Source organism: Streptomyces herbicida (assembly GCF_032656585.1).
Lineage (GTDB): Bacteria > Actinomycetota > Actinomycetes > Streptomycetales > Streptomycetaceae > Streptomyces > Streptomyces herbicida.
In genome coordinates this window covers 299,126-320,417 of sequence record NZ_JAUYWJ010000004.1, presented here as the reverse complement: position 1 = coordinate 320,417, position 21,292 = coordinate 299,126, and the positions used below count along the sequence as shown (strand labels likewise).

The window sequence follows — 21,292 nt, the reverse complement described above, 5'->3', positions numbered from 1 at the left end:
AGGCCTTTCGGTCGGTGAAGAGGGGGCGGCGGGGGTCAGTCCTGGGCCCGGCCCGTCGTCACGCGGGCGATCATGAGGGCGACGAGGATGATTCCGCCGTAGATGGCCTGGATCCAGAACGACGGCACCTGGGCGAGGGTGAGCAGGTTCTGTACGACACCCAGCAGGAGTACGCCGGTGAGCGCGCCGAACATGGTGCCCCTGCCGCCGTCCAGGCTGATGCCGCCGATCACGGCCGCCGCGAACACGGTGAAGATCATGTTGTTGCCCTGGTTGGCGCTGATCGCACCGACATAGCCGGTCTGCATGATCCCGCCGACCGAGGCGAGCACCCCCGCGACGACGAACACGCCGAGCATCACCCGCTCGACCCGGATGCCGGCCGCCCGGGCCGCGTCGGCGTTGCCGCCGATGGCGTACAGGGCGCGGCCGACGCGGTGGTACTTCAGCACGAACCCGGCGACGGCGAAGGCGACGGCGGCGAGCCACACCGACATCGGGACGGAGAGAAAGGTGGTGGTCGCCAGCGAGTAGAAGCTGTCCGGCATGCCGAAGAGGGTCTTGCCCTTCGTCGCGCCGACCAGCAGTCCGCGCAGCACGATCAGCATCGCCAGCGTCACGATGAACGCGTTGAGTCTGAACTTGACGACCAGGATGCCGTTGAAGGCACCGACGGCCGCGCCGACGAGGAGGACCGCGAGCAGCGCGAGCGGTGCCGGGAGCTCGGTGCCCCAGCCGGACTGGGCGGAGGGCAGCACCAGAAGCGCTCCGACGGCGGGCGCGATGCCGACGAGCGACTCCAGGGACAGGTCGAACCGGCCGGTGATGAGGACCAGCGACTCGGCGAGCACGACCATCGCGAGCGCGGCCGAGGCGCCGAGGACGGAGATGAGGTTGCGCTCCGTGAGGAACGAGTCGTTGACCACCGCCCCGAGCACCATGAGCAGCAACAGGGCGGGCACGAGGGCGAGTTCGCGGGCCCGGCGAATCAGTACGGCCCTGGCCGCCCGCGGGTCGGGGGAGCGTACCGGGGCGAGCGGTGGGGCCTTGGTGTCAGCCATGGTCCACTCCTTCGATGGAGGCGATCAGCTCGTGGTCGCGCCAGCCGGCCGGGTGCTCGGCGACGACGCGGCCGTGGAAGAGGACTAGGACGCGGTCGCAGCGGCGCAGGTCGTCGAGTTCGTCGGAGACGACGAGCACGGCGGTGCCGTCCTCGCGGGCGTCGTCCATGCGGGCCAGCAGGGACTCCTTGGACTTCACGTCGACGCCCGCAGTGGGGTTGATGAGGACGAGGAGGCGGGGGTCGGAGGCGAGGGCGCGGGCCATGACGACCTTTTGCGCGTTGCCGCCGGAGAGGTCGGAGACGGGCTGTTCGGGGCCTTCGGCGTGGATGTCGAGGCGCTCGATCAGCTCGGTGGCGAAGCCGCGCCTGCGCCGGCTGCCGACGAAGCCGTAACGGCCGAGCCGGTCCAGGACGCTCATGGTCGTGTTGTCGCCGATGGTCATGGAGGGGACGAGGCCCTGTTCGTGCCGGTCACGGGGGACACAGCCGACGCCCGCCGTCAGCGCGGCCCGTACGTCGCCGAAGGGGAGCGCTTTCCCGTCGAGCCGGGCCGACCCGCCGCTCGGGGTGTGCAGTCCGGCGAGCGACTCGGCGAGCTCGATCTTGCCGCTGCCGCTGGTTCCGGCGAGGCCGACGACCTCACCGGCGCGCACGGTGAGGTCGACGTCCCGGTACGCGGCGCAGTGGAGGCCGCGCACGTCGAGCACGACGGGGGAATCGGCGGCGACCGTGGCACGCACAGGGCCGTACCGGGTGACCGTCTCCCCCGCCATCGCCTCCACCAGGGCCGTCCTGGGCAGGTCGGCGACGGGGACGGTGGTGATCCAGCGGGCGTCACGCAGCACGGTGACGGTCTGGCAGACCTCGTACACCTCCTGGAGGTGGTGGGAGATGAACAGGAAGGTGACGCCGGAGTCCTGCAGCGCCCGCATCCGGCTGAACAGCCGCTCGATCTCCCGGTTGTCGAGCTGGGCGGTCGGCTCGTCGAGGACGATGAACCGGGCCCCGAAGCTCAACGCCCGAGCGATCTCGACCATTTGACGGTCCTCGACCTTGAGGTCGGCGGTGCGGGCCTCGGGGTCGACGTGGACGTCCCAGGTGTCGAGGAGTTCGGCTGCCTCGGTCTTCAGTCTGCGCCAGCCGATGAACCCCCGGTTGAGCGGCTGGCGGTTGATGAAGAGGTTCTCGGCGACCGTCAGCTCCGGTACGACCGTGGGTTTCTGGTAGACGCAGGCGACCTTGCTCCGCCAGGCGTCGCGGTCGGCGAGCGGGGGCGCGGGCCGGCCGTCGAAGCGGACCGCGCCCTCGTCCGGGGCCTGGAGGCCGGTGAGGACGTTGACGAGGGTGGACTTGCCCGCGCCGTTGCGGCCGACGAGGGCATGGGACTCGCCGCTCAGCACGGTGAGCCGACCGTCGGCGAGGGCGACCGTGGGGCCGTAGCGCTTGACGATGCCGCGTGCCTCCACCAGCGGCGCGTTCTCGGGTGCGCTCATTTGATCGTGTTGCCCCACAGCTTCGGGTCGTCGACGTTGTCCTTGGTGACCAGGGGCGCGGGCAGTTGGTCCTCGAGGATGCCGCTGGGCAGCCTGACGATCGTCGAGTCGTGGTCGGTGGGACCCGGCTGGAACGTCTTCCCCTCCATCGCCGCCTTGATGTAGTACATGCCGTACTTGGCGTAGGCGTCGGCCGGCTGGGAGACGGTGGCGTCGATCTCGCCCTTGCGGATGGCGTCGTACTCCTGCGGGATGCCGTCGTTGGAGACGATGACGATGTGGCCCTTTTGGCCCGCCGTCTTCAGCATGTTCTTCGACTTCAGGGTCTGCAGCGTCGGCGCGAGGTACACCCCGCCCGCCTGCAGGTAGATCCCCTTGATGTCGGGGTTGGCGTTGAGGAGCGTGTCGAGCTCGGAGGCCGCGGTGTCGGACTCCCACTTGGCGGGGATCTCCAGCACCTTGAGCTTCGGGTAGTTCTTCTTCACGCAGGTCCGGAAGGCCTCGGAGCGGTCCCGGCCGTTGACCGAGGCGAGGTCGCCCATGATCTGCACGACCTTGCCGCTGGTGATGCGCTTGCCGAGGTAGTCGCAGGCCTTGGTGCCGTAGGCGACGTTGTCGGCGCGTACGACCATGGCGACCTTACCCTTGTCGGGCGCCACGTCCACGGCGACGACCGGCACTCCCTTACGGTCGGCCTGGTCGAGTCCGGCCTCGATGGCGGCGCTGTCCAGCGGGGCGACGACCAGGCCCCTGACGCCCTGGTTGAGCTCGTTGTTGATGTCGGTGATCTGCTGCGAGGCGTCGCTGTTGGAGTTGACGGTCTTCAGCGCGTCGACCCCTTCGGACTTGGCCATCTTCGGCACGTAGTCGTTGTACGACTGCCAGAACGGCGAGGTCAGCAGGGGCAGGATCACCCCGACCTGGCCGGTGCCGCCGCCCTTGGCGCCTGCGGCGCCGTCGTCCTTGGTGCTGCCGCATGCGGCCAGTACGAGCGAGGCGCCGACGGCCAGGGCCGCCACGCCGATGATCCGGGTCCTGTTCCGCTTCCTCAGTGTTCTGCCGGGCATCTGGCAGCTCCTCATCGAGCGTGTTCGAGCAGATGCCCGCATACTTATCAGACCAATGACACGACACAACAGCCTTCGAGCGCAGATTTCGCCGCTTCTTGCCTGTAGTGGTCGGACCACCTTGGTGGCTAGACTGCGACGCACTCGGCGACTGGAGGAGTGGCGTGGAGGAAGCAGCCCCGCAGAAGGGCACCGTGACGCAACGCGCCATCGAGCGGATCAAGGCGATGATCGCCGACGGCAGCCTCGAGCCGGGCCAGCGACTGCCCACCGAGCGGGATCTGGCCGCCCAGCTGGGCATCTCCCGCAGCTCGATGCGCGAGGCGATCCGCGCGCTGACCGTACTGGGCGTCCTGGAGGCCCGGCACGGATCCGGCATCTATGTGACCGCGCTCGAGGCGGGCGACCTCCTGGAGACCTTCGGAGTGGTCGCCGACCTCTCACGGGGCCCGCGTCTGGTCGAACTGCTGGAGGTGCGCCGGATCCTGGAGTCCACGGCGACCGCCCTCGCCGCCGCGCGCATCACCGCGGACCGGCTCGCCGAGGTGGAGAAGCATCTGACCGCGATGAATGCCTCCGACGACCCCGAGGAGATCCTGGCCCACGACCTCGCCTTCCACCGCGAGATCGCGGCCGCCGCGGGCAACGAGACCATGGCGGCGATCCTGGAGGGCCTGTCCTCCCGCACCTTCCGCGCCCGCGTCTGGCGCGGTTACCAGGAGGAGGGCGCCTTCGCCCGCACCCGCCGCGAGCACGCGGCGATCCACCGCGCCCTGGCCGCACGCGACCCGGAGGCGGCCCGCGCGGCGGCGGCTGCGCACGTGGGCGAGGTGGAGGAGTGGCTCAGGGCCCAGCTGGGGCCCTGACCCGCCCGCATACGGTCACCCCGCCTGCGGTCACCCTCCCACCGCGGGCACCGGTGGTTCCGGGCGCCCGCCCTGCGCCTCGGACCAAGCCCGCAGTTCATTGGCCCCGACCTGCTCGACCACCGTCTGCAGCGCCTGCCGGGCCGCGGCGTCGCGCTCGGACTCGGGCAGGAGGAGGTAGCGGTCGATCGCCCGGCGCAGGGCCTCCCGCGCCTGCGCGGCCAGCACCCAACGCGAGCCGGCGCCGTACAGCTGACGCATGCCGGTGAAGAAGACGGCGCCGCCCGCGATCAGCGCGGTCAGCCAGGCGGGAGCATGCAGTCCGGCGGCCACCACCGTCACCGACGTGGTGAGGAGAGCGCCGAGCTCGGTGACATGGTGCAGCCTCCTGGCCCGGTCACAGGTCCGCGTGTAGAACGTCAGCTCCCGTCGGGCGAGGGCGAGCAGGGGATCCGGCTCCGCGGCCCAGGAGTTGTCGGGGACCCTTCTTCGTCTCATCGGCACATCATCGTGGCCGAGCCCGCGCCGGGGAAACCCCGGGCGGTACGCACGGCCGGACACACGGGGCGCCGGCCGTGCGTACCTCGGGTTCATCCCCTGCGCAGCCTCAAGGTCACCAGCTCGAACGGACGCAGCCGTACGACGATGCGGTCGCCGTCCCGCTGCGGCAACGCCCCCTCGTCCCAAGGGCGCTCCAACAGGTCCGTGGCCGTGACGTCCGCGACCTCGAAGCCCGCCGTCAGCGTGGCCCTGGCCCGTCCTCCGTGCGCCTCGTGCAGGCGCACCACCACGTCACCGCTGCCGTCGTCGGCGAGCTTCACCGCCGTGATCACGACCGCGTCGTCGTCCACCGTCACCAGCGGGGCGACCTCGTGGGCGCCGGTCAGCCGGCGTTCCGGGAGGTTGATCCGCCAGCCCTCGCGGACCGCGTCGCCGATGCCCGCGCCCGGTACCAGGGCGTGCCGGAAGCGGTGGACGCCCTGGTCGGTCTCGGGGTCGGGGAAGCGCGGGGCGCGCAGCAGGGAAACGCGCACCGTGGTGGTCGTACCGCGGTCGCCGTCGGTGCGGACGGTGCGGCTCACATCGTGGCCGTACGTCGAGTCGTTGACGACCGCGACGCCCCAGCCGGGTTCCTCCAGATGGACGAAGCGGTGGTTGCAGGCCTCGAACTTGGCTGCCTCCCAGGAGGTGTTGGTGTGCGTGGGCCGGTGGAAGTGCCCGAACTGGGTCTCGGATGCGTACCGTTCGGCGTGCAGATCCAGCGGGAAGGCCAGCTTGAGGAACTTCTCCGTCTCGTGCCAGTCGACCTCGGTGTCGAGGACCAGCCGCCGCTCGCCCGGCGCCAGCGACAGCACCTGGCTGACCCGGGAGGCGCCGAAGGACCGTACGATCCGCACCGACCGGCCGTCCTCCCCCGGGGTCACCTCGTCGGTGTCCGTGAGGTCCGTGACCATGTTGCGGTAGAACGCGTCGACGTCCCAGGCGTCCCACATGTTCGGGAAGTCCGGGTGGAGTTGCAGCAGGTTCGCGGCCCGGCCCGGGGCGATCGTCTCGCGGTCGGCCTCGATGTCGTACGCCGACACGACCAGGCCATGGGTGTCGATCACGATCCTCAGCACGCCGTTGTCCAGCACATGTCCGCCGTCCGGTCCGGGTGACAGGGTCGTGCCGCCCTCGGTCACCGGGGTGCCCGCGCCGCCCGCCGGGATGCCGGCCCGGGCGTGCGGGGCCGCGTTGAACGCGAGGAGGGTCGGGCCCTCACCGGCCAGGGCCCGCTGGGCCGCCTCGATGATCGCGTCGAGTTCGGCGGCGAGCCGGTCGTAGGTGGCGCGGGCCTCGCGGTGCACCCAGGCGATGGAGGAGCCGGGCAGGATGTCGTGGAACTGGTGCAGCAGGACCGTCTTCCAGATGCGGTCCAACTCCTCGTAGGGGTAAGGGAATCCGGTGCCAACGGCGGCCGTTGCCGTCCACAACTCCGCCTCGCGCAGGAGGTGTTCGCTGCGGCGGTTGCCCTGCTTGGTCCGCGCCTGGCTGGTGAGGGTGGCGCGGTGGAGTTCGAGGTAGAGCTCGCCGACCCAGACGGGCGGATGGGCGTACTCGGCCTCCGCCTTCTCGAAGAAGGCTCGGGGACTCTCCCAGACGACCGTCGCCGAGCCCTCCAGATCGCGCAGCCTGGCGGCCTTGGCGACCATCTCACGGGTCGTACCACCGCCTCCGTCTCCCCAGCCGGTGGGCGCGAGGGAGTGACGGGCGGACCCCTTGTCCTTGAAGTTGCGGGCGGCGTGGGCGATCTCGGAGCCGCGCATGGAGCAGTTGTAGGTGTCGACGGGCGGGAAGTGCGTGAAGATCCGCGTGCCGTCGATGCCCTCCCACTGGAAGGTGTGGTGCGGGAACTTGTTCGTCTGCGACCAGGAGATCTTCTGCGTGAGCAGCCACTTGGCGCCCGCGGCCCTGATGATCTGCGGCAGCCCGGCCGCGAAGCCGAAGGTGTCCGGCAGCCACGCCTCGTCGTTCTCGATGCCGAACTCGTCGAGGAAGAACCGCTTGCCGTGGACGAATTGGCGGGTCATCGCCTCCGAGCCGGGCATGTTGGTGTCCGATTCCACCCACATGCCACCGGCCGGCACGAACCGTCCGTCCGCCACCGCCTTCTTCACCCGCGCCCACACCTCGGGCCGGTGCTCCTTCACCCACGCCCACTGCTGGGCCTGCGACATGGCGAAGACGAAGTCGGGCTCGTCCTCCAGGAGGGCGGTCATGTTGGCCGTCGTACGGGCCACCTTGCGGACCGTCTCGCGCAGCGGCCACAGCCATGCCGAGTCGATGTGCGCGTGACCGACGGCGCTGATGCGGTGCGCGGAGGGGACGGCGGGAGCCGCGAGGACGTCGGTCAGGCACGAACGGGCCGGCGCCGCCGTGCCGTTGACGTCCTGCAGATCGATGGCGTCGAGCGCCCGCTCCAGCGCGCGCAGGATGTCCCAGCGGCGCGCCGACTCCACGGGCAGCTCGGCCATCAGCTCGCCGAGCACCTCCAGGTCGATCACCAGCTGCCACACGGTCTCGTCGAAGACCGCGAGGTCCATGCGGGTGAGGGTGTACTGCGGTTCGCTGCCCGCGGTCTCCCTGTCCCCCAGCTGCGTGGGCCGGAAGGGGTGGTAGTCGAGGATGACGGGGTTGGAGGCGGCCTCGATGTGCAGCCGTACCTCCTCGCCGCCCTCGACGGGCGCGCCGATGCGCACCCACTGGTTGCGTGGGTTGAGGCCCTTCACCGGGGTGCCGTCGGGCCGGTAGACCAGGCCCTCGCACTGGAAGCCGGGCATGTTCTCGTCGAAGCCGAGGTCGAGGAGGGCCTCCACGGTCCTCCCGGCCCAGGCCTCGGGCACGGTTCCGGTCACCCGGAACCAGCTGGTGCCCCAGGGAGCACCCCACCGGGCGCCCACAGCGATCGGCTCGGGCTCGGCCGCGAGCCCCTCGTCGACCGGTACGGGTTCGCCGGGCGCGTGCCATACCGCGACCTGGAGGGGCACGGACTCGGGGTACACGGCGGGGCGGACGCGTTCTTCGAGGACGCGCCTCAGACGGGCTTCGACCAGGCTGCGGTCGTCATGCATGCGGGGTGCTCCGTTGCTGGGTCGAGGGCGGTTACCAGGTGTGCGTGACGGTCACGGGGGCCGACGCGGTGTAGAGCTCCCCCACGGCCCGCACTTCGAACCGCGCCGTCCGCTCGCCCTGCTCGGGCCGGAGTCCGGGGACGAAGTACGCCCGCTGGCAGGTGCCGCCGAGGAAGCGGCGGGTGCCGTCGGGCAGCAGGCGGTGCAGTTCGTAATGGCGTACGTCGCCGGGAGCGGCGCTCCAGGCGAAGCGCAGATCGCCCCCGGAGACGGCGGTGATCCGCGCGTCGGAGGGGGCGGCGGGGGTCCGGGCGGTGTCATGGACGGCGAGTCCGCCCAGCCTCCACCGGACGGGGCCGTCGGTCGCGGTGAGCCGGACGCCGATCGCGTGTACGGTGCCGGACAGGCCTGTGAGCGGCACGGTCGTGGTCGGCCAGCCGTTGACCGAGTTCACAGCCACGCCGGAAAGACCGGACGGACCAGGGAAACCGGAGAGACCGGAGAGACCGGACAGATACGTGTACGGCGGTGTCGCACCGGCGGCACCCGGCTCGGCTGTGGCGACGGCGAGCTCGACGTTCACATCCCCAGCGTCGGTCCGATGCGTCAGCTCGACAACCGTGTCAACAGTGATCGGCAGCCGTGTCGCGTACAGGTCCAGCACGACCGGTTGATCCAGTTCACCGTCCACCAGCACACTGCTGCCACCCCGCCACGCGTCCGCGAAGTCGAAGGAGACGGTCGGCCGCTGCCCCGCCGTGCGCACCGCCCACCGGCGGGACGGCAGCCGGTCCTGGAGTCCGAGGTGGTTCCACGGCGTGTCCGAGGTGACCGCCCCCTCCTCGTACCAGCGCAGCCCGTGCCCGGTGTTGAAGACGCTCGCGAACGGCACCGACGACACGGTCGAGCGGTCCGCGACCGACACCGCCGGCGCCCGCCAGGGGTCGCTCCCGTCCGGCCGCGACGGATCCAGCGACCGCCCGGTCCAGAACCGGTCGTCGGCGGCGTGGAAGTCGCCCGGGGTGCGCCCCGCCGGCAGGTGGTTGCGCGTCCACTCGGGCCGGTAGAAGCCGATCGAGGTGATGTGCGTCTTCCCGGTCGGCACCATCGCGTCCCAGTTCACCGAGGTGTTCGAGCCGTTGGACTCGACGTCGACCCCGGCCCACAACTCATAGCGGTTCCGCCGCAGTTGGACGGCCTTGCGCCCCGAGGAGGCGAGCGTGCCCGAGCTCCACCGGAAGTCGACGAACATGTCGTCGGCGGCTTGGAAGAACGCCTGGTTCTGGCTGTTGAGCGCCCCCTGCCAGCTCACCGTCCCGTTCGCGGTCATGGCGTCGTACCAGGTGACCCGCTGCCCCTTCGCCGCGGCAAGGGACTTCAGCTCCTGTACGAAACCGAGCATCGCGGAGCCCAGGGCGCTGTTCCCGCCGCCCGTCTCGGCATTCACGAACCACCCGTCGAAGCCGTAGGCCGCCGCCACGGCAACGAGCTGCGCCGCCAGCGGACAGTGCCCGGCGGAGTCCTTCTGGACCAGGTCGCGGGTCCACTGGAGCTGTCCGCCGTAGGCGACGGGCGGCAGGAAGATGTTGCCGAGGACGGGGACGCCGTGCCGGTGGGCGGCATCCACGATCGGCGCGTTCGGGGCGAGGATCAGCCCCTCGCCCGCCGAGCCGCCCCAGAAGACGAGTTCGTCCAGGTACGCCCAGTGGGTGAGGGCGTAGTAGTCGGCGGTGGCGGAGCCCTGGGACGGGTTGCCCGACGTGGGCCCGAAGGAGACCAGCGCCTGAATGCGGGCCTGGTCCGAGCGGGCGGTGGTGTTGGCCGGGGTCGGCGCGAAGCGGGCGGCGAGCGGCACCGTGGCCGCGTTGAAGGTGAGGTCGGCGTCGTCGGCGGCCCGCCAGCTCTTCAGGCTGCGCCAGGTGACGCCGGTGTCCGGGGTGCCCGAGGGGAACGAGTCCGGGTACCAGTAGGAGGCGTACGGCTGGGTCGCGGCGGTGACCTTCGGGGCCGCGGCGACAGGCAGGGACGGCGCCAGGGCCGCCGCGCCGGCGGCGATCAGGACGGTGCGTCTGGTGGGGTTCACGAGCGGGTGCCTCCTTGTGGGGTGGGGAGTACCTCGTCGGGAGTGACGACTTCGGTGATGCCGCGGGCGGCGAGGTGGTGCTTGTCGTCCGCGCGTGAGTCGAGGACGGTGGTGGGGCGGGCGCCGTCGGCGACCAGCCGGAAGAAGGCCTCGAAGACGGGTCCGCCGGGGGCGCACCGGGAGCGGTGGGCCGGTTCGGCCGGTACGACGAGTGCGGTGCCGCGGGCAGTGGGTTCGGCCCGGTGTTCGCGAGCGGCGGCCGCCAGCACGCGGGCGATGTCCTTGGGCCGCCGGTCGTTCGTCAACAGGCCCAGCGCGTACTCGAGTTCCGGAAAATCGGCGAGTGCGCGGGAGACGTCGTGGGAGCACCACCAGGTGATGCCCCACAGATCAGGGCAGTCCAGCGTGTTCACGAGGGTCGCCTCGGTGAACGCGGCCGCGTGTGCGGCCGGGATGAGCGGCGCGGGCGCGCCGACCTCCTGGAGCCACACGGGCCGGTGCGGGGCGTCGGCCCAGGCCTTGCTCAGTTCGATCAGATACGCGGCGTGGTGTTCGGTCGGCACGGAGGTGCGGCCGTGACGCTGGGCGGTGCCGTTGAAGACCCAGGAGTGCACGGCGGTGACGTCGCCCAGGCGGGCCGAGTGCTCCGGGGTGAACGGCTGGTCGTCCTGGTACCAGGCGGCGTCGTACGAGGCGTGCAGATGGAGCCTGCCGGGAGCCCCCTCGGCGCAGGCGGCGAGGAGCCGGGACAGCCACCGCGCCGCCTGCTCGGAGGTGATGCGGTCGGGGTCGGGGTGGGGGCCGGCGGCGAACTGGTTGACCTCGTTGCCGATCGTCATCCCGATGAAGTTGGGCCGGTCGGCGAGGGCGGCCGCGAGGGTCCGCAGGTAGTCGGCCTCACCCTCGACCACGTCCGGGTCCGTGAAGATGTTGCGCCGGTGCCAGGTGCCCGTCCAGGCGGGCAGGAAGTCGAAGCTGCTCAAGTGCCCCTGCAGACCGTCCACATTGACGTCCAGTCCGCGCTCGGCGGCCGCGTCGGCGAGCGCGACGAGCTGCTCCACGGCACGCGGCCGGATCAGTGCCCGGTTCGGCTGGAAGTACGGCCACAGCGGGAACACCCGGATGTGGTCCAGGCCCAGTGCGGCGATGGAGTCGAGGTCGGCGCGTACGGAGTCCAGGTCGAAGTCCAGCCAGTGGTGGAACCACCCTTCGCTCGGGGTGTAGTTGACGCCGAAGCGCACGGCAGGAGGCATGCGGTGTCCTTGCGAGCGGTGATGGGGTTCAGCCCTTGACGGCTCCCTCGCCGACTCCCCGGAAGAAGTACCGCTGAAGGCAGGCGAAGAGGGCGATGAGGGGGGCCACGGCGATGACCGTGCCGGCGGCGACGAGCCGTTCGTCGTTGGCGAAGGTGCCGTGCAGATAGTTGAGTCCGATGGTGAGGGTGAACTTGGACGGGTCGCTGAGCACGATGAGCGGCCACAGGAAGTCGTCCCAGGCGCCCATGAAGGCGAAGATCGCGACGACGGCAAGGGTCCCCTTCACCGAGGGCAGGGCGATCCGCAGGAACCGCTGCCAGGCGCTCGCACCGTCGACGAAGGCCGCCTCCTCGATCTCGTACGGCAGGTTGCGGAAGGCATTGCGCATCAGCAGGACGTTCATGGCGCCGATGGAGCCGGGCAGGACGACGCCGACGAGGGTGTTGTTGATGCCGAGTTCGCGCATGGTGGTGAACTGGGCGATGACGATGCCCTCGACGGGCACGAGCATCGCCAGGACGAAGACGAGGGTGGCCACACCGCGGCCCCGGTAGCGCAGCCGGGCCAGGGCGTACCCGGCGAGCGCCGAGCCGACGCAGTTGGTCACGACGTTGGCGCCGGCGACCTTCAGTGAGTTGAGGGCGTAGTCCCAGACGGGGATGGTGTCGGCGACCCGCTCGTAGTTGTGCAGGGTCGGACGGCCGGGCAGGAACTTCGGCGGAGAGCTGAAGATGTCCTCGGTGGGACCCTTGAGCGAGGTGGACAGCTGCCATACGAACGGTCCGACGGCGAGCGCGAGCACGATGAGCAACAGTGTGTAGCGCAGCACCAGTTCCCACACCCGGATGCGGCGTCCGTGCTGGTCGGTGACCCGCGTCTGCCGGGCGACGGCGGGCGCCCGCAAGGGTCGTACCTTCTCCATGACGCTCATGCCTCGTCCCTCCGGTCGGCGCGCAGGACCAGCAGCATCAGGGCGACGGTCACGGCGAAGACGACGACCGACAGGGCGGAGGCGTAGCCGACGCGGCCGGTCAGACCGGTGCCGGCGCGCTGGACGAGCATCACCAGGGTGGTGTCCTCGCCGGCCGGGCCGCCGCTCGGGCCCGCCATCAGATAGACCTCGGAGAACACCTTGAAGGCGGCGACCGAGGAGAGCGCGGCGACCAGGACCATGGTCGAGCGCACGGCGGGCACGGTGACGTTCAGGAAGCGGCGCACCGGGCCCGCGCCGTCCACCGCCGCGGCCTCGTGCAGTTCGCGGGGGACGTTCGCCAGCGCGGCCAGATAGATGATCATGTAGTAGCCGAGGCCCTTCCAGACCGTGACGGCCATGGCGCTCAGCAGGAGCAGCCACTGGTCGCTGAGGAAGCCGACCCGGCCGATCCCGGCCGTCTCGAGGAGGGAGTTGACCAGCCCGCGTTCGTCCAGCAGCCACACCCAGATGAGCCCGACCACGACGATCGACGCGACGACCGGGGTGTAGAAGGCGGACCGGAAGAAGGTGATACCGGGGATGTTCTTCTGGACCAGCAGGGCGAGCAGCAGTGGCAGGACCACCAGCGCCGGTACGACGCCGAGGACGTAGAGCGAGCTGTTGCGCAGCCCGGTCCAGAACATGTCGTCGTGGAGCAGCTCACGGAAGTTGGCGAGGCCCACGAAGCGGCCCGGGATCAGGGTGCGCCGGTCGGTGAGGGAGTTGTACAGGGTGAAGAGGAAGGGGTAGAGCACGAAGGCGCCCGCGATCAGGAGTCCGGGGGCCGCGAACAGCCAGGGACTGGTGGGAAGTTGGCGCCGCACCCGGGACCGCGCCGTGAGATCCGCCATCCCGGCTCAGCCCTGCTGCCGGAGGAGCCGGTCGCAGGCCTTGACAGCGTTGTCAAGAGCCGCCTTGGGGCTCTCCTTGCCCTGCAGCGCCTTGGCGACCTCGTTGCGCAGCGCGGTCTTCATCTGCTCGCTGAACAGCACGGGCGTGTAATTGACCGCGTTCTTCAGGGACTTGGCGGCGGCGATCCGCACCTTCGTCTCGTCGGTCCCGTCCTCCTTGGTGAAGTACGCGTCGTCGAGGGAGCCGGCGGTGCTCGGGAAGATGGCCACCTTCTCGGCGAAGGACATCTGGTTCTGTGCGTCGGTCACATAGTGCGCGAAGGCGACCGCGGCGGGCGCGTGCCTGGTGCGGGAGTTGACCATCACGCCCATCACATACATGTTGACGTGGCCGGTGCTGGTGATCTGGTCCGTGATGCCGATGTTCCGGTACAGGTTCGGCGCCTGCTTCTTGAAGTTGCCGAGGTCGAGGGCGCTTCCGGGGTTCATGGCGACGGCCTCGGTGAGGAACTTCTTGCCGGAGGACTCCGGGGTCGCGGTCAGGGCCTGCGGGTCGAGCGCCTTGGCGTCGTACAACTCCTTGTACTTGGCGAGGAGTTCGATGCCCTTGGCGTCGTTGAAGGCGAAGCCGGTGCCCCGCTGATTCATGAGCCGGACGCCGTAGCGGCCGAAGTCCTCGATCGTGGGCACGTTGGCGAGGGTGGCGACCTTGCCGTCGCTCTGCCGGGCCAGCTCCAGGGCGTCGGCGAAGAGTTCGTCGTAGGTCTTCGGGGGCTGTTCCGGGTCGAGCCCTGCCTTCTTGAACAGGGACTTGTTGTAGAACAGCGGGCCGGTGTTCAGATACCAGGGGAAGGCGTACGTGCCGCTCATCCCCGGTATCCGGTGGCTTGCCCAGGCGCCGTCGAGATACTCGGGCTTGTACTTGGCAGCGGCTTTGTCGAGGTCGAGCGCGAGGCCCGCCTTGGCCAGCGGGGCGACGAGGTCCGGGGAGACGTTGACGACGTCGGGCAGGGTGCCGCCGGCGGCGTCGGCACTGATCTTGTCGGCGTATCCCTCGGCGGGCTGGTCGATCCACTTCACGTGGGTCCCGGGGTACTTCTTCTCGAAGGCGGCGATCACGCCCTCGAAGTACGGCTTGAAGTTGGCGCGCAGATTCCAGGTCTGGAAGGTGATGTCGCCCTCGACCTTGCCGGAGGTGTCGGTCGATCCGCCGCCGTCGTCGCCGGAGCCGCAGGCACTGAGCGGCAGGACGAGGGCGGCTACGGCGGCAGCGGCGAAGGCTCTGCGGGATGTGGGCACGGTGACACGGCTCCCTTGGTGGCGTCGGCGGCTGGGACGCCAGCGACCATGCCCGCGACGTTTGGAAGAAGTCAATGGAGTGGCCACAGCTAAAGAAATTCCCCTGACATTAGTGCAGGTCAAGACGGTGTGGCCGAAAACTTGCCATGGATCGCTAATGCGCTTTAGGGTTCTTGCACTCAAGCGCATTAGCTGGAATCCGCGCAGAAATGGGAGCAACGTGCCGGCCAAACGTTCCCCCGCCCGTCGGCCGACGATGAAGGACATCGCGCAGCGCGCCGGTGTCTCCGAGAGCGCGGTGTCCTTCGCGCTCAACGGCCGTCCGGGCGTCTCCGAGGTCACCCGCGACCGGGTGCGCCGGGTCGCCGAACAGCTGGGCTGGCGGCCCAGCACGGCGGCCCGCGCCCTGTCCGGGGAGGGCGCGGCCACGGTCGGCTTCGTCCTCGCCCGTCCCGCCCACACGCTCGGCGTGGACTCCTTCTTCCTGCAGCTGGTCTCCGGCATCCAGGAGGTGCTGGCGGAACGTCATCTCGGGCTGCTGTTCCAGGTGGTGGAGGACGTCGCCGACGAGTGCGCGGTGTACCGGCGCTGGTGGGCCGAGCACCGGGTGGACGGCCTGCTCGTCGTGGACCCGCGCGCGGACGACCCGCGCCCCGACCTGCTCGACGAACTCGGCCTGCCCGCCGTGGTGATCGGCGGCGCGCCCGATGAGCGGCACCCCGGGCTGTCGACGGTGTGGGCGGACGACGCCGGCGCGATGGCCTCGGTCGTTGACGAGTTGACCGCCCTGGGCCATCGCCGGATCGTCCACATCGCGGGACTGCCCGGGCTCGCGCACACCCAGCGCCGCATCCGCACGCTGCGCGCCGAGGCCGAGCGGCGTGGCCTGACCGAGGTGACGTCCGTGACCACCGACTACTCGGACGCCGAGGGCGCGGCCGTGACCCGCCGAGTGCTGCGCGGCTCCCCTCCCCCGACCGCGCTCGTCTACGACAACGATGTGATGGCCGTCGCCGGTGTGGCCGCCGCCGCCGAACTCGGATTCTCCGTGCCCGCGGACGTGTCCGTGGTGTCCTGGGAGGACTCGGCGCTCTGCCGCATGGTCAAGCCGTGGCTGTCGGCACTGTCCCGGGACAGCGTGGAGTTCGGCCGCACGGCGGCGACCGAGCTGACCGCGCTGCTGGACGGGGGGCCGGCGCGGACCGTGCGGGCGCCGGTGCCCGGGTTGATCGGGCGGGGCAGTACGGGGGCTGCACGGCGGCACTGAGCGGGAGTGGCACCGGCCGGGGACGCCTACGCGGTCAGGATCAGATAGGTGATGCCCAGGAGCACTCCCAGGACCACCGCCGGGATCGCCAGCAGCTGCGTGGTCCGGATCAGGATCTTCGTGGTGGTCGTCGTCGAGGCGGGGTAGCGTGCGCTCCGGTCCGCCAGGTCGTGGCCGGCGAAGGCGCCGAACAGGTAGGCAGCCGTGCCCGTCAGCAGCACGACCGCGAGCGGGCTGAGCAGATCCGCGGCCCGGGCGTGGTCGGCCAGGCCGACCGTACTGTCCGCCAACTGCCGGCGCACAACGTCCACGGCGGCCTCCAGGACAAGGAACGCCGACACCACGGCCAGGCTCGCCCCGGCCATGGCCAGCAGGGGCGCCCGCAGCGCCGCACGCTGGGCCTTGCCCCCGGCTCCCGCGAAGGCGGGCTCGTGCCGTTGGCCCACGCCGGCGGCGGGAGGAGGCGGGGAAAGCGTGCCGTGGGAGCGGCCGGGAGGTGCCGGGGGCGCGGTGCGGGCGCGGTTCGGCGGTGGCGGTGCGAGCGAGCCGTCCGGCGGGGCGGGGCCCGGGGCCGGACCGGGGTGAACCCCGCCGCGAGGCGCGGCCGACCCGCCGTACCTCTTCTGTACGGACGCCTTCGGAGGCACTCCCTGCGAGCGCGCCGGAGAAGCCGGAGAAGCCGGAGAAGCCGGATTCCCGGAGTGCGCGCGAGCGGGAGCTGACGGAGTCGCGAGGCGGGCGCGCTCCGCGGTGCGGGGCGTGTCGAGCAGCCGGGGTGAGGGCGTGGCCGCGGCGGGGCCGGGCTTCGGGGCCTGCCCCTGTACGTACCACTCGGGCGGTGGTGGCGGCGTGTGGTGGAACATCTCGCTCTTCGACGAGGAGTCGTTCGCACCGGGCCCGGTGGAACCCGGGGAAGGGTGCGGTGCGTGCGGCGGGGACGCGGAGGCGGCCGGCGGCGACGGGACGTCCGTCGCGGGTGCGGCCGGGGCCATATCGCCGTGGTCCGATGCCGGCAGCACCTCGGCCTCGACGTGCAGCACCGCCTCGCCCACGACCCCCTTCAGTACGATCTCGCCGCTCAGCTCCCCCGGCGCTGCGGTGTCGAGGCGCACGTCCAGGCCGTCGGCCGACTCCTCGACCCGGAGCCGGTCGCTCTTGGCGTGCGCGACACAGCTGCGGGCCAGGGGCGGGCCGAGCAGGCGTACCGTCATGCGCGGCGCGGGTGAGTTCTGCGGCACCGGACCGAAGTCCAGCCGCGTCGGATACGGGTTGACGCCGACCTCGTTCACGGCCCGTCCCGCCTCGTCCGCGACGGCCCGGATGTCCTTGCGCGCCATCTCCTCCAGCGCCGTGCGCGCCCCCAGCGCGACGGAGAGGTCGCTGTTCTCCATGCGGGCCCGCAACTCCGCGATGGCTCCTCGGCGGGTGTAGATGTCCGGGCTGCGCATCGCGGCCTGCACGTCCTCCGGTACGGGGGACGGGGTGATACGACGGCGCTGACTGCGGGCCAGATACAGGTCGCCCTGCATGTCGACGGTGCGGCTCGGGGTCTGATGGGGATTCCGCTCGCGTACCCGGTCGAAGACGTACTCGTACAGCTCGTCCAGCGAGACCCGCCCGTCCTCGTCGAGGTCCGCCTCGCCGGTGGCCAGGCCCTGCACCACCACGCTGGTGAACACCGACGTCCCGGGCTCGGCACCCTCGGTGAGCTCGGTGCCCTCGAAGGCGTACTCCATGGAGTTGGACGCGGTGATCACGGCCCAGCCCCGCCCGCCACCGAGCTTCTCCCCCGCGAAGGAGTCGAGGACGTTGACGTCCCCGGCCGCGCGCACGGCGTCCGCGCCCTGCGAGAAGGCGCCGCCGTAGCAGCAGTCCAGGAACAGCACGATGCTGCGCGCCCGGGTCGAGGCCATGCGCCGGCGGACGAATCCGGCCGGTACCGCCGTGGAGTCCAGCAGCCGCGGCAGGGTGTCGGTGGCCGCGAAGTACAGGGCACCGGACTCGCTCTTCAGACCGTGGCAGGAGAAGTGCAGCAGGAGCGTGTCGGAGGGTCTGCGGTCGGAGAAGAACTCGTCGATGCGCCGCCAGATGACGTGCGCGAGTTCGTTTCTCACCACCTCGACCTCGAAACCGCCGATCCCGGGGTCGCCCAGCACACGCGCGAGCGCGACGGCGTCCTGCGCCGGCGCCCTCAGCTTCTTCAGTCCCGGGTCCTGATAGCTGTCATTGGCGATGATCAACGCGTGCCGGGACTCGCCCATGGCTAGGCTCCGGCCGTGGAATGGCGCTGGACGAACAGGTCGAACGCCTCCGCCACCTGTTCGTCCGTGGCCTCGGATATCTCCAGCGAGTCGTCGTCCATCGTCAGGCGCAGCGACGGATGCGAACCGTGGTGGCGGCCGAACCAGTCGCGGATCACGTTCATCACCTGACTCAGCGCGGTGGCGGAACCGCCCAGGCTCACCAGCAAGGCGCCGATCTCGGTGACGCCCACGGCCCGCGCGCCGGGCGGAGCCGCCTCGCCCGGCAGGGGGGTCACGTCGTCCACATCGAGTTGGAGCAGTTCCTCACGCAGAAAACCGGACAGTTTCGCCACGCGTTCGGAGTCCGCCCCCTCTTCGGCAAGGAGAATGCGCAGTTCGTTTTCCACCGGGTCAGCCCTTTCGGTGGATCCACTCCGTCGTATCCAGTCTCTGCCGCCGACCACGAGCGGGCAAATCATTCGGCGAACAGTATTTCAGGCTTCAATCGGAGGGCTTCGCACACTTTTTGACCGTTCAACACTCACCGCGACCGGAACATCCGGCGGGACGTAGAGCAGCAGCACCGCGTTGCGCCCCAGGGACCGGACGCAGATGTCCGTCAACCGACCTACGGTCTTGGGCCGTTGGCCGGCACGGTAGAACCACCCGTCCCGGATGGACACATCACACTCCGCGGGCCACCGCTACGGGAAGTCCGCCACCGGACGGGCGGCCACGAGCGCCGCGCGGCTCCCCTTGTCGGGGGCGTCGTGGGCGAGGGCGGGCCGGAGACGGCGACGGCGGCATCCGGGGCGAGGGAGCGCGCGAGGGCGTACCGAACGTCCAAGGGCGCCGACGGGCTCTCGACGCGCCGCGTGCGACCGTGCACAGTTCTCCCTACGTACCGATGGGTACGCGCCCGCGCACCACCCCGCACCCTGCCTAGGAGCGCCCGTGACCAGCTGGATCGGCCGGACCGCCGCCGAGATCGCCGCCGCCGTACGCGAGAAGCGGGCCACGCCCCGTGAGGTGGTCGCGGAGCATCTTGCGCGGATCGAGCGCCTCGACGGCCGGATCGGCGCGTTCCGCAAGGTTCTGGCCGAATCGGCGCTCGCGGCCGCCGACGAGGTGGCGGCCCGCTCCGACCTGGCCGAACTTCCTCTGGCGGGTGTGCCCGTGGCGGTCAAGGACAATCTGGCGGTGCGTGGCGAGTCGACCCGGATCGGCTCGGCCGCCACCCCGGACACCCCGGCCGACGACGACCATGTCACCGTGGCCCGGCTGCGGTCGGCGGGCGCGGTGGTGGTGGGCCTGACCAATGTGCCCGAGCTGTGCATCTTCGGCACCACGGAGGGCGTTCTCGGCACCTCCCGCAATCCGTGGGACACCTCGCGCACGGCGGGCGGTTCCTCGGGCGGCAGCGCGGCCGCGGTGGCCGCCGGCCTGGTGCCGGTCGCGCTCGGCAACGACGGCATGGGCTCGCTGCGCATACCGGCGGCCAACTGCGGCCTCGTCACACTGAAGCCGGGCCACGGTCTGGTGCCGGCCGGGATCGGCAACGGCGACTGGTTCGGCATGTCGGAGAACGGACCGCTGGCGACCACCGTCGAGGATCTGCGCCTGGTGCTCTCGGTCCTCGCTCAGGAGGAGTTCGTACGCCGGGAGGAGCCCGCCACTCGCAGGATCGCGGTCTCGTTGCGCAGCCCCCTCGCCGGTGTCGCGGTCACCAAGCCGTATACGACCGCCGTCCGCGAGGCGGCCGGTGTGCTGGCCGGGGCCGGTCATCAGGTGCGCACGGCGAATCCGCCGTATCCCCTCTCGCTCGGCGTCACCGCGCTCCAGCACTGGACGGCGGGTACGGCGGTGGACGCCGAGGGCCTCGACCTGGCGCGGCTGGCCCGGCGGACCCGGGTGCACGCGGCCGTCGGGCGCCGTTTCGTACGCGGCGTGCGCACCGGTGACCAGCGTGAACGCCTCCGGCGCCGGCTGATCCCCTTCTTCACCGAGCACGACGTTCTGCTGACCCCGGCCCTGGCCCGCCGCTCCCCCCGGTCCGTGCCGTGGCACGAGCGGGGCTGGCTGCCCAACGTCCTGGCCAACACCAACTACTCCCCGATGACCCCACCGTGGAACCTCACGGGCTGGCCCGCGATGTCCGTCCCGTTCGGCACGCTTCCCTCGGGCGCCCCCTGCGCCGTACAGCTGGTGGGACGGCCGGGCACGGAGGCGGATCTGCTGGAGCTGGCCGGGCAGCTGGAGGAACTGCACCCGTGGCAGCGCACGGCACCGCTCGACCAGCGCACGCGTCCTGGCTCCGTCAGCCCAGCGCCTTGTACATGATGTGCAGCCCCACCCGGCCGTGCCGGGGATGCTCGTACGCCTCCGGCACCGTGCCCAGGATCGTGAAGCCGAGGGAGGTCCACAGTATTACGGCGGGGTTGGTCTCGACGACGGCGTTGAAGACCATCGCGCGGTAGCCCTGCGCCTCGGCCTCGGCCAGGAGGTGTTCGGCGAGGGCGCGGCCGATGCCGCGGCCGCCCCGGTCCGGGTCGACCATGAACCCGGCGTTGGCGACACGCGCGGCTGGGCCGCCGTAGTTCGGGGTGAGATACGCGGAGCCGACCACGGCGCCGGTGTCGTCCTCGGCGACGTAGACCCGCTTGGCCGGACCCATCCACAGTGCGCGGGCCGCTTCCTCCGACGTGTCCGGGTCCCAGGCGTAGGTCTCGGCTGCGGCGACGATCCGGTGCCAGAAAGGCCAGATCCGTGGCCAGTCGTCGGCCACGGCTTCTCTGATCAGCATGGGCGTGAGTCTCGCACGCCCATGCCAGGCGAACGCGATACGGCTGACCTGCGGGTCAGTCCACGCTCGGCAGGATGTGGGGTTCGGCGAGGTCGTCCTCGTAGCCCGCGAGGCGGATCGGGGCGGACCGGGCCCACACGTCGAGGCTGCCGAGCTCTCCGGGCCTGCGGCCCGCGCGCTCCGTGCGTTCCTTGGGGCGCTGATCGCGATTCGTCTTCTCCGGTGTCACCGCGCACTCCTTATGTGTCGGGTCACCCTCGGGGCGTACCGGACAGTCTGCGATCCGGCACCTGACGCCCGCTCGGGTCTGGATGGAAGGCCAGTTCGGACGCGGTGGCGCCGGATACTCGGAAGGGCAGGCCGTGGTGAACCGGCTTGTCCCGGGACGGACCGTGGGTGTGGGTGGGACCCCGTACT

At 70.9% G+C, this 21,292-nt stretch carries 17 protein-coding genes; 3 read left to right on the top strand and 14 right to left on the bottom strand.

The genetic code is table 11. The annotated features are described in order from the left end of the window. Positions 1-35: 35 nt before the first annotated feature. From Q8A52_RS11145 to Q8A52_RS11135, 3 genes are read right to left on the bottom strand one after another with little or no spacing between them, the layout of a single operon-like run. Positions 36-1,061, bottom strand: a complete 1,026-nt coding sequence (locus Q8A52_RS11145) for an ABC transporter permease (protein ID WP_316750610.1) — start codon at positions 1,059-1,061, stop codon at positions 36-38. After that, complete coding sequence (locus Q8A52_RS11140) at positions 1,054-2,556, bottom strand: sugar ABC transporter ATP-binding protein (protein ID WP_316750609.1); 1,503 nt, start codon at positions 2,554-2,556, stop codon at positions 1,054-1,056. Before Q8A52_RS11140 ends, Q8A52_RS11145 begins: the two co-directional genes overlap by 8 nt. Further along, entirely contained in the window at positions 2,553-3,623 is a 1,071-nt protein-coding gene (locus Q8A52_RS11135; protein ID WP_316750607.1) for a sugar ABC transporter substrate-binding protein, read from the bottom strand. The genes Q8A52_RS11140 and Q8A52_RS11135 overlap by 4 nt, the downstream gene beginning before the upstream one ends. 164 nt (positions 3,624-3,787) lie before the next feature. Between Q8A52_RS11135 and Q8A52_RS11130 the strand changes: the two genes are divergently transcribed. Beyond that, complete coding sequence (locus tag Q8A52_RS11130) at positions 3,788-4,489, top strand: FadR/GntR family transcriptional regulator (protein ID WP_316750605.1); 702 nt, start codon at positions 3,788-3,790, stop codon at positions 4,487-4,489. Positions 4,490-4,519: 30 nt separating this feature from the next. Here Q8A52_RS11130 and Q8A52_RS11125 read toward each other — a convergent pair whose 3' ends face one another. The 7 genes from Q8A52_RS11125 to Q8A52_RS11095 all read right to left on the bottom strand — a co-directional run bounded on the left by Q8A52_RS11125 (position 4,520) and on the right by Q8A52_RS11095 (position 14,562). Continuing rightward, positions 4,520-4,987, bottom strand: a complete 468-nt coding sequence (locus Q8A52_RS11125) for a DUF4231 domain-containing protein (protein WP_316750603.1) — start codon at positions 4,985-4,987, stop codon at positions 4,520-4,522. A 92-nt stretch (positions 4,988-5,079) separates the two neighbouring features. Continuing rightward, complete coding sequence (locus tag Q8A52_RS11120; protein WP_316750601.1) at positions 5,080-8,100, bottom strand: alpha-mannosidase; 3,021 nt, start codon at positions 8,098-8,100, stop codon at positions 5,080-5,082. Positions 8,101-8,131: 31 nt separating this feature from the next. Next, positions 8,132-10,183 (bottom strand): endo-beta-N-acetylglucosaminidase, encoded by a 2,052-nt coding sequence (locus tag Q8A52_RS11115; protein WP_316750599.1) that lies wholly within the window; start codon positions 10,181-10,183, stop codon positions 8,132-8,134. Continuing rightward, a complete protein-coding gene (locus Q8A52_RS11110) occupies positions 10,180-11,436 on the bottom strand; it encodes a glycoside hydrolase 5 family protein (protein ID WP_316750597.1) in 1,257 nt (418 codons plus the stop codon). Before Q8A52_RS11110 ends, Q8A52_RS11115 begins: the two co-directional genes overlap by 4 nt. Positions 11,437-11,464: 28 nt before the next feature. Next, positions 11,465-12,370 carry a carbohydrate ABC transporter permease gene (locus Q8A52_RS11105; protein WP_316750595.1) on the bottom strand — a complete coding sequence of 302 codons (906 nt, stop codon included), beginning with the start codon at positions 12,368-12,370 and terminating at the stop codon, positions 11,465-11,467. Then, positions 12,367-13,263 (bottom strand): carbohydrate ABC transporter permease, encoded by an 897-nt coding sequence (locus Q8A52_RS11100; protein ID WP_316750593.1) that lies wholly within the window; start codon positions 13,261-13,263, stop codon positions 12,367-12,369. The genes Q8A52_RS11105 and Q8A52_RS11100 overlap by 4 nt, the downstream gene beginning before the upstream one ends. Positions 13,264-13,269: 6 nt before the next feature. Further along, positions 13,270-14,562, bottom strand: coding sequence for an ABC transporter substrate-binding protein (locus Q8A52_RS11095; RefSeq protein ID WP_316750592.1), 1,293 nt, complete (start codon positions 14,560-14,562; stop codon positions 13,270-13,272). 220 nt (positions 14,563-14,782) lie between these two features. On the opposite strand from Q8A52_RS11095, the gene Q8A52_RS11090 reads away from it, so the two are divergent. After that, positions 14,783-15,829 (top strand): LacI family DNA-binding transcriptional regulator, encoded by a 1,047-nt coding sequence (locus tag Q8A52_RS11090; RefSeq protein WP_316750591.1) that lies wholly within the window; start codon positions 14,783-14,785, stop codon positions 15,827-15,829. 26 nt (positions 15,830-15,855) lie between these two features. Here the strand turns inward: Q8A52_RS11090 and Q8A52_RS11085 are convergent, their stop codons facing one another. Further along, positions 15,856-18,090 (bottom strand): caspase, EACC1-associated type, encoded by a 2,235-nt coding sequence (locus tag Q8A52_RS11085; RefSeq protein WP_316750590.1) that lies wholly within the window; start codon positions 18,088-18,090, stop codon positions 15,856-15,858. A 2-nt stretch (positions 18,091-18,092) separates the two neighbouring features. Next, complete coding sequence (locus Q8A52_RS11080) at positions 18,093-18,479, bottom strand: hypothetical protein (protein ID WP_316750589.1); 387 nt, start codon at positions 18,477-18,479, stop codon at positions 18,093-18,095. A 547-nt stretch (positions 18,480-19,026) separates the two neighbouring features. Between Q8A52_RS11080 and Q8A52_RS11075 the strand changes: the two genes are divergently transcribed. After that, the gene (locus tag Q8A52_RS11075) at positions 19,027-20,412 is read left to right on the top strand and encodes an amidase (protein ID WP_316750588.1); all 1,386 of its coding nucleotides are present in this window, start codon (positions 19,027-19,029) and stop codon (positions 20,410-20,412) included. Here the strand turns inward: Q8A52_RS11075 and Q8A52_RS11070 are convergent. Together Q8A52_RS11070 and Q8A52_RS11065 are read right to left on the bottom strand one after the other, a co-directional pair. Next, positions 20,390-20,875: a GNAT family N-acetyltransferase gene (locus tag Q8A52_RS11070; protein WP_316750585.1), complete on the bottom strand. Its 486-nt coding sequence runs from the start codon at positions 20,873-20,875 to the stop codon at positions 20,390-20,392. The two genes, Q8A52_RS11075 and Q8A52_RS11070, sit on opposite strands and share 23 nt — an antisense overlap. Positions 20,876-20,930: 55 nt before the next feature. Further along, the gene (locus Q8A52_RS11065) at positions 20,931-21,104 is read right to left on the bottom strand and encodes a hypothetical protein (protein ID WP_110633937.1); all 174 of its coding nucleotides are present in this window, start codon (positions 21,102-21,104) and stop codon (positions 20,931-20,933) included. Positions 21,105-21,292 lie beyond the last annotated feature (188 nt).

Bases quoted from the DNA above. Each gene is read 5' to 3' on its own strand.
- Q8A52_RS11145 (WP_316750610.1), bottom strand. From the start codon at position 1,061: ATGGCTGACACCAAGGCCCCACCGCTCGCCCCGGTACGCTCCCCCGAC.
- Q8A52_RS11140 (WP_316750609.1), bottom strand. From the start codon at position 2,556: ATGAGCGCACCCGAGAACGCGCCGCTGGTGGAGGCACGCGGCATCGTC.
- Q8A52_RS11135 (WP_316750607.1), bottom strand. From the start codon at position 3,623: ATGCCCGGCAGAACACTGAGGAAGCGGAACAGGACCCGGATCATCGGC.
- Q8A52_RS11125 (WP_316750603.1), bottom strand. From the start codon at position 4,987: ATGAGACGAAGAAGGGTCCCCGACAACTCCTGGGCCGCGGAGCCGGAT.
- Q8A52_RS11120 (WP_316750601.1), bottom strand. From the start codon at position 8,100: ATGCATGACGACCGCAGCCTGGTCGAAGCCCGTCTGAGGCGCGTCCTC.
- Q8A52_RS11110 (WP_316750597.1), bottom strand. From the start codon at position 11,436: ATGCCTCCTGCCGTGCGCTTCGGCGTCAACTACACCCCGAGCGAAGGG.
- Q8A52_RS11105 (WP_316750595.1), bottom strand. From the start codon at position 12,370: ATGAGCGTCATGGAGAAGGTACGACCCTTGCGGGCGCCCGCCGTCGCC.
- Q8A52_RS11100 (WP_316750593.1), bottom strand. From the start codon at position 13,263: ATGGCGGATCTCACGGCGCGGTCCCGGGTGCGGCGCCAACTTCCCACC.
- Q8A52_RS11085 (WP_316750590.1), bottom strand. From the start codon at position 18,090: ATGGGCGAGTCCCGGCACGCGTTGATCATCGCCAATGACAGCTATCAG.
- Q8A52_RS11070 (WP_316750585.1), bottom strand. From the start codon at position 20,875: ATGCTGATCAGAGAAGCCGTGGCCGACGACTGGCCACGGATCTGGCCT.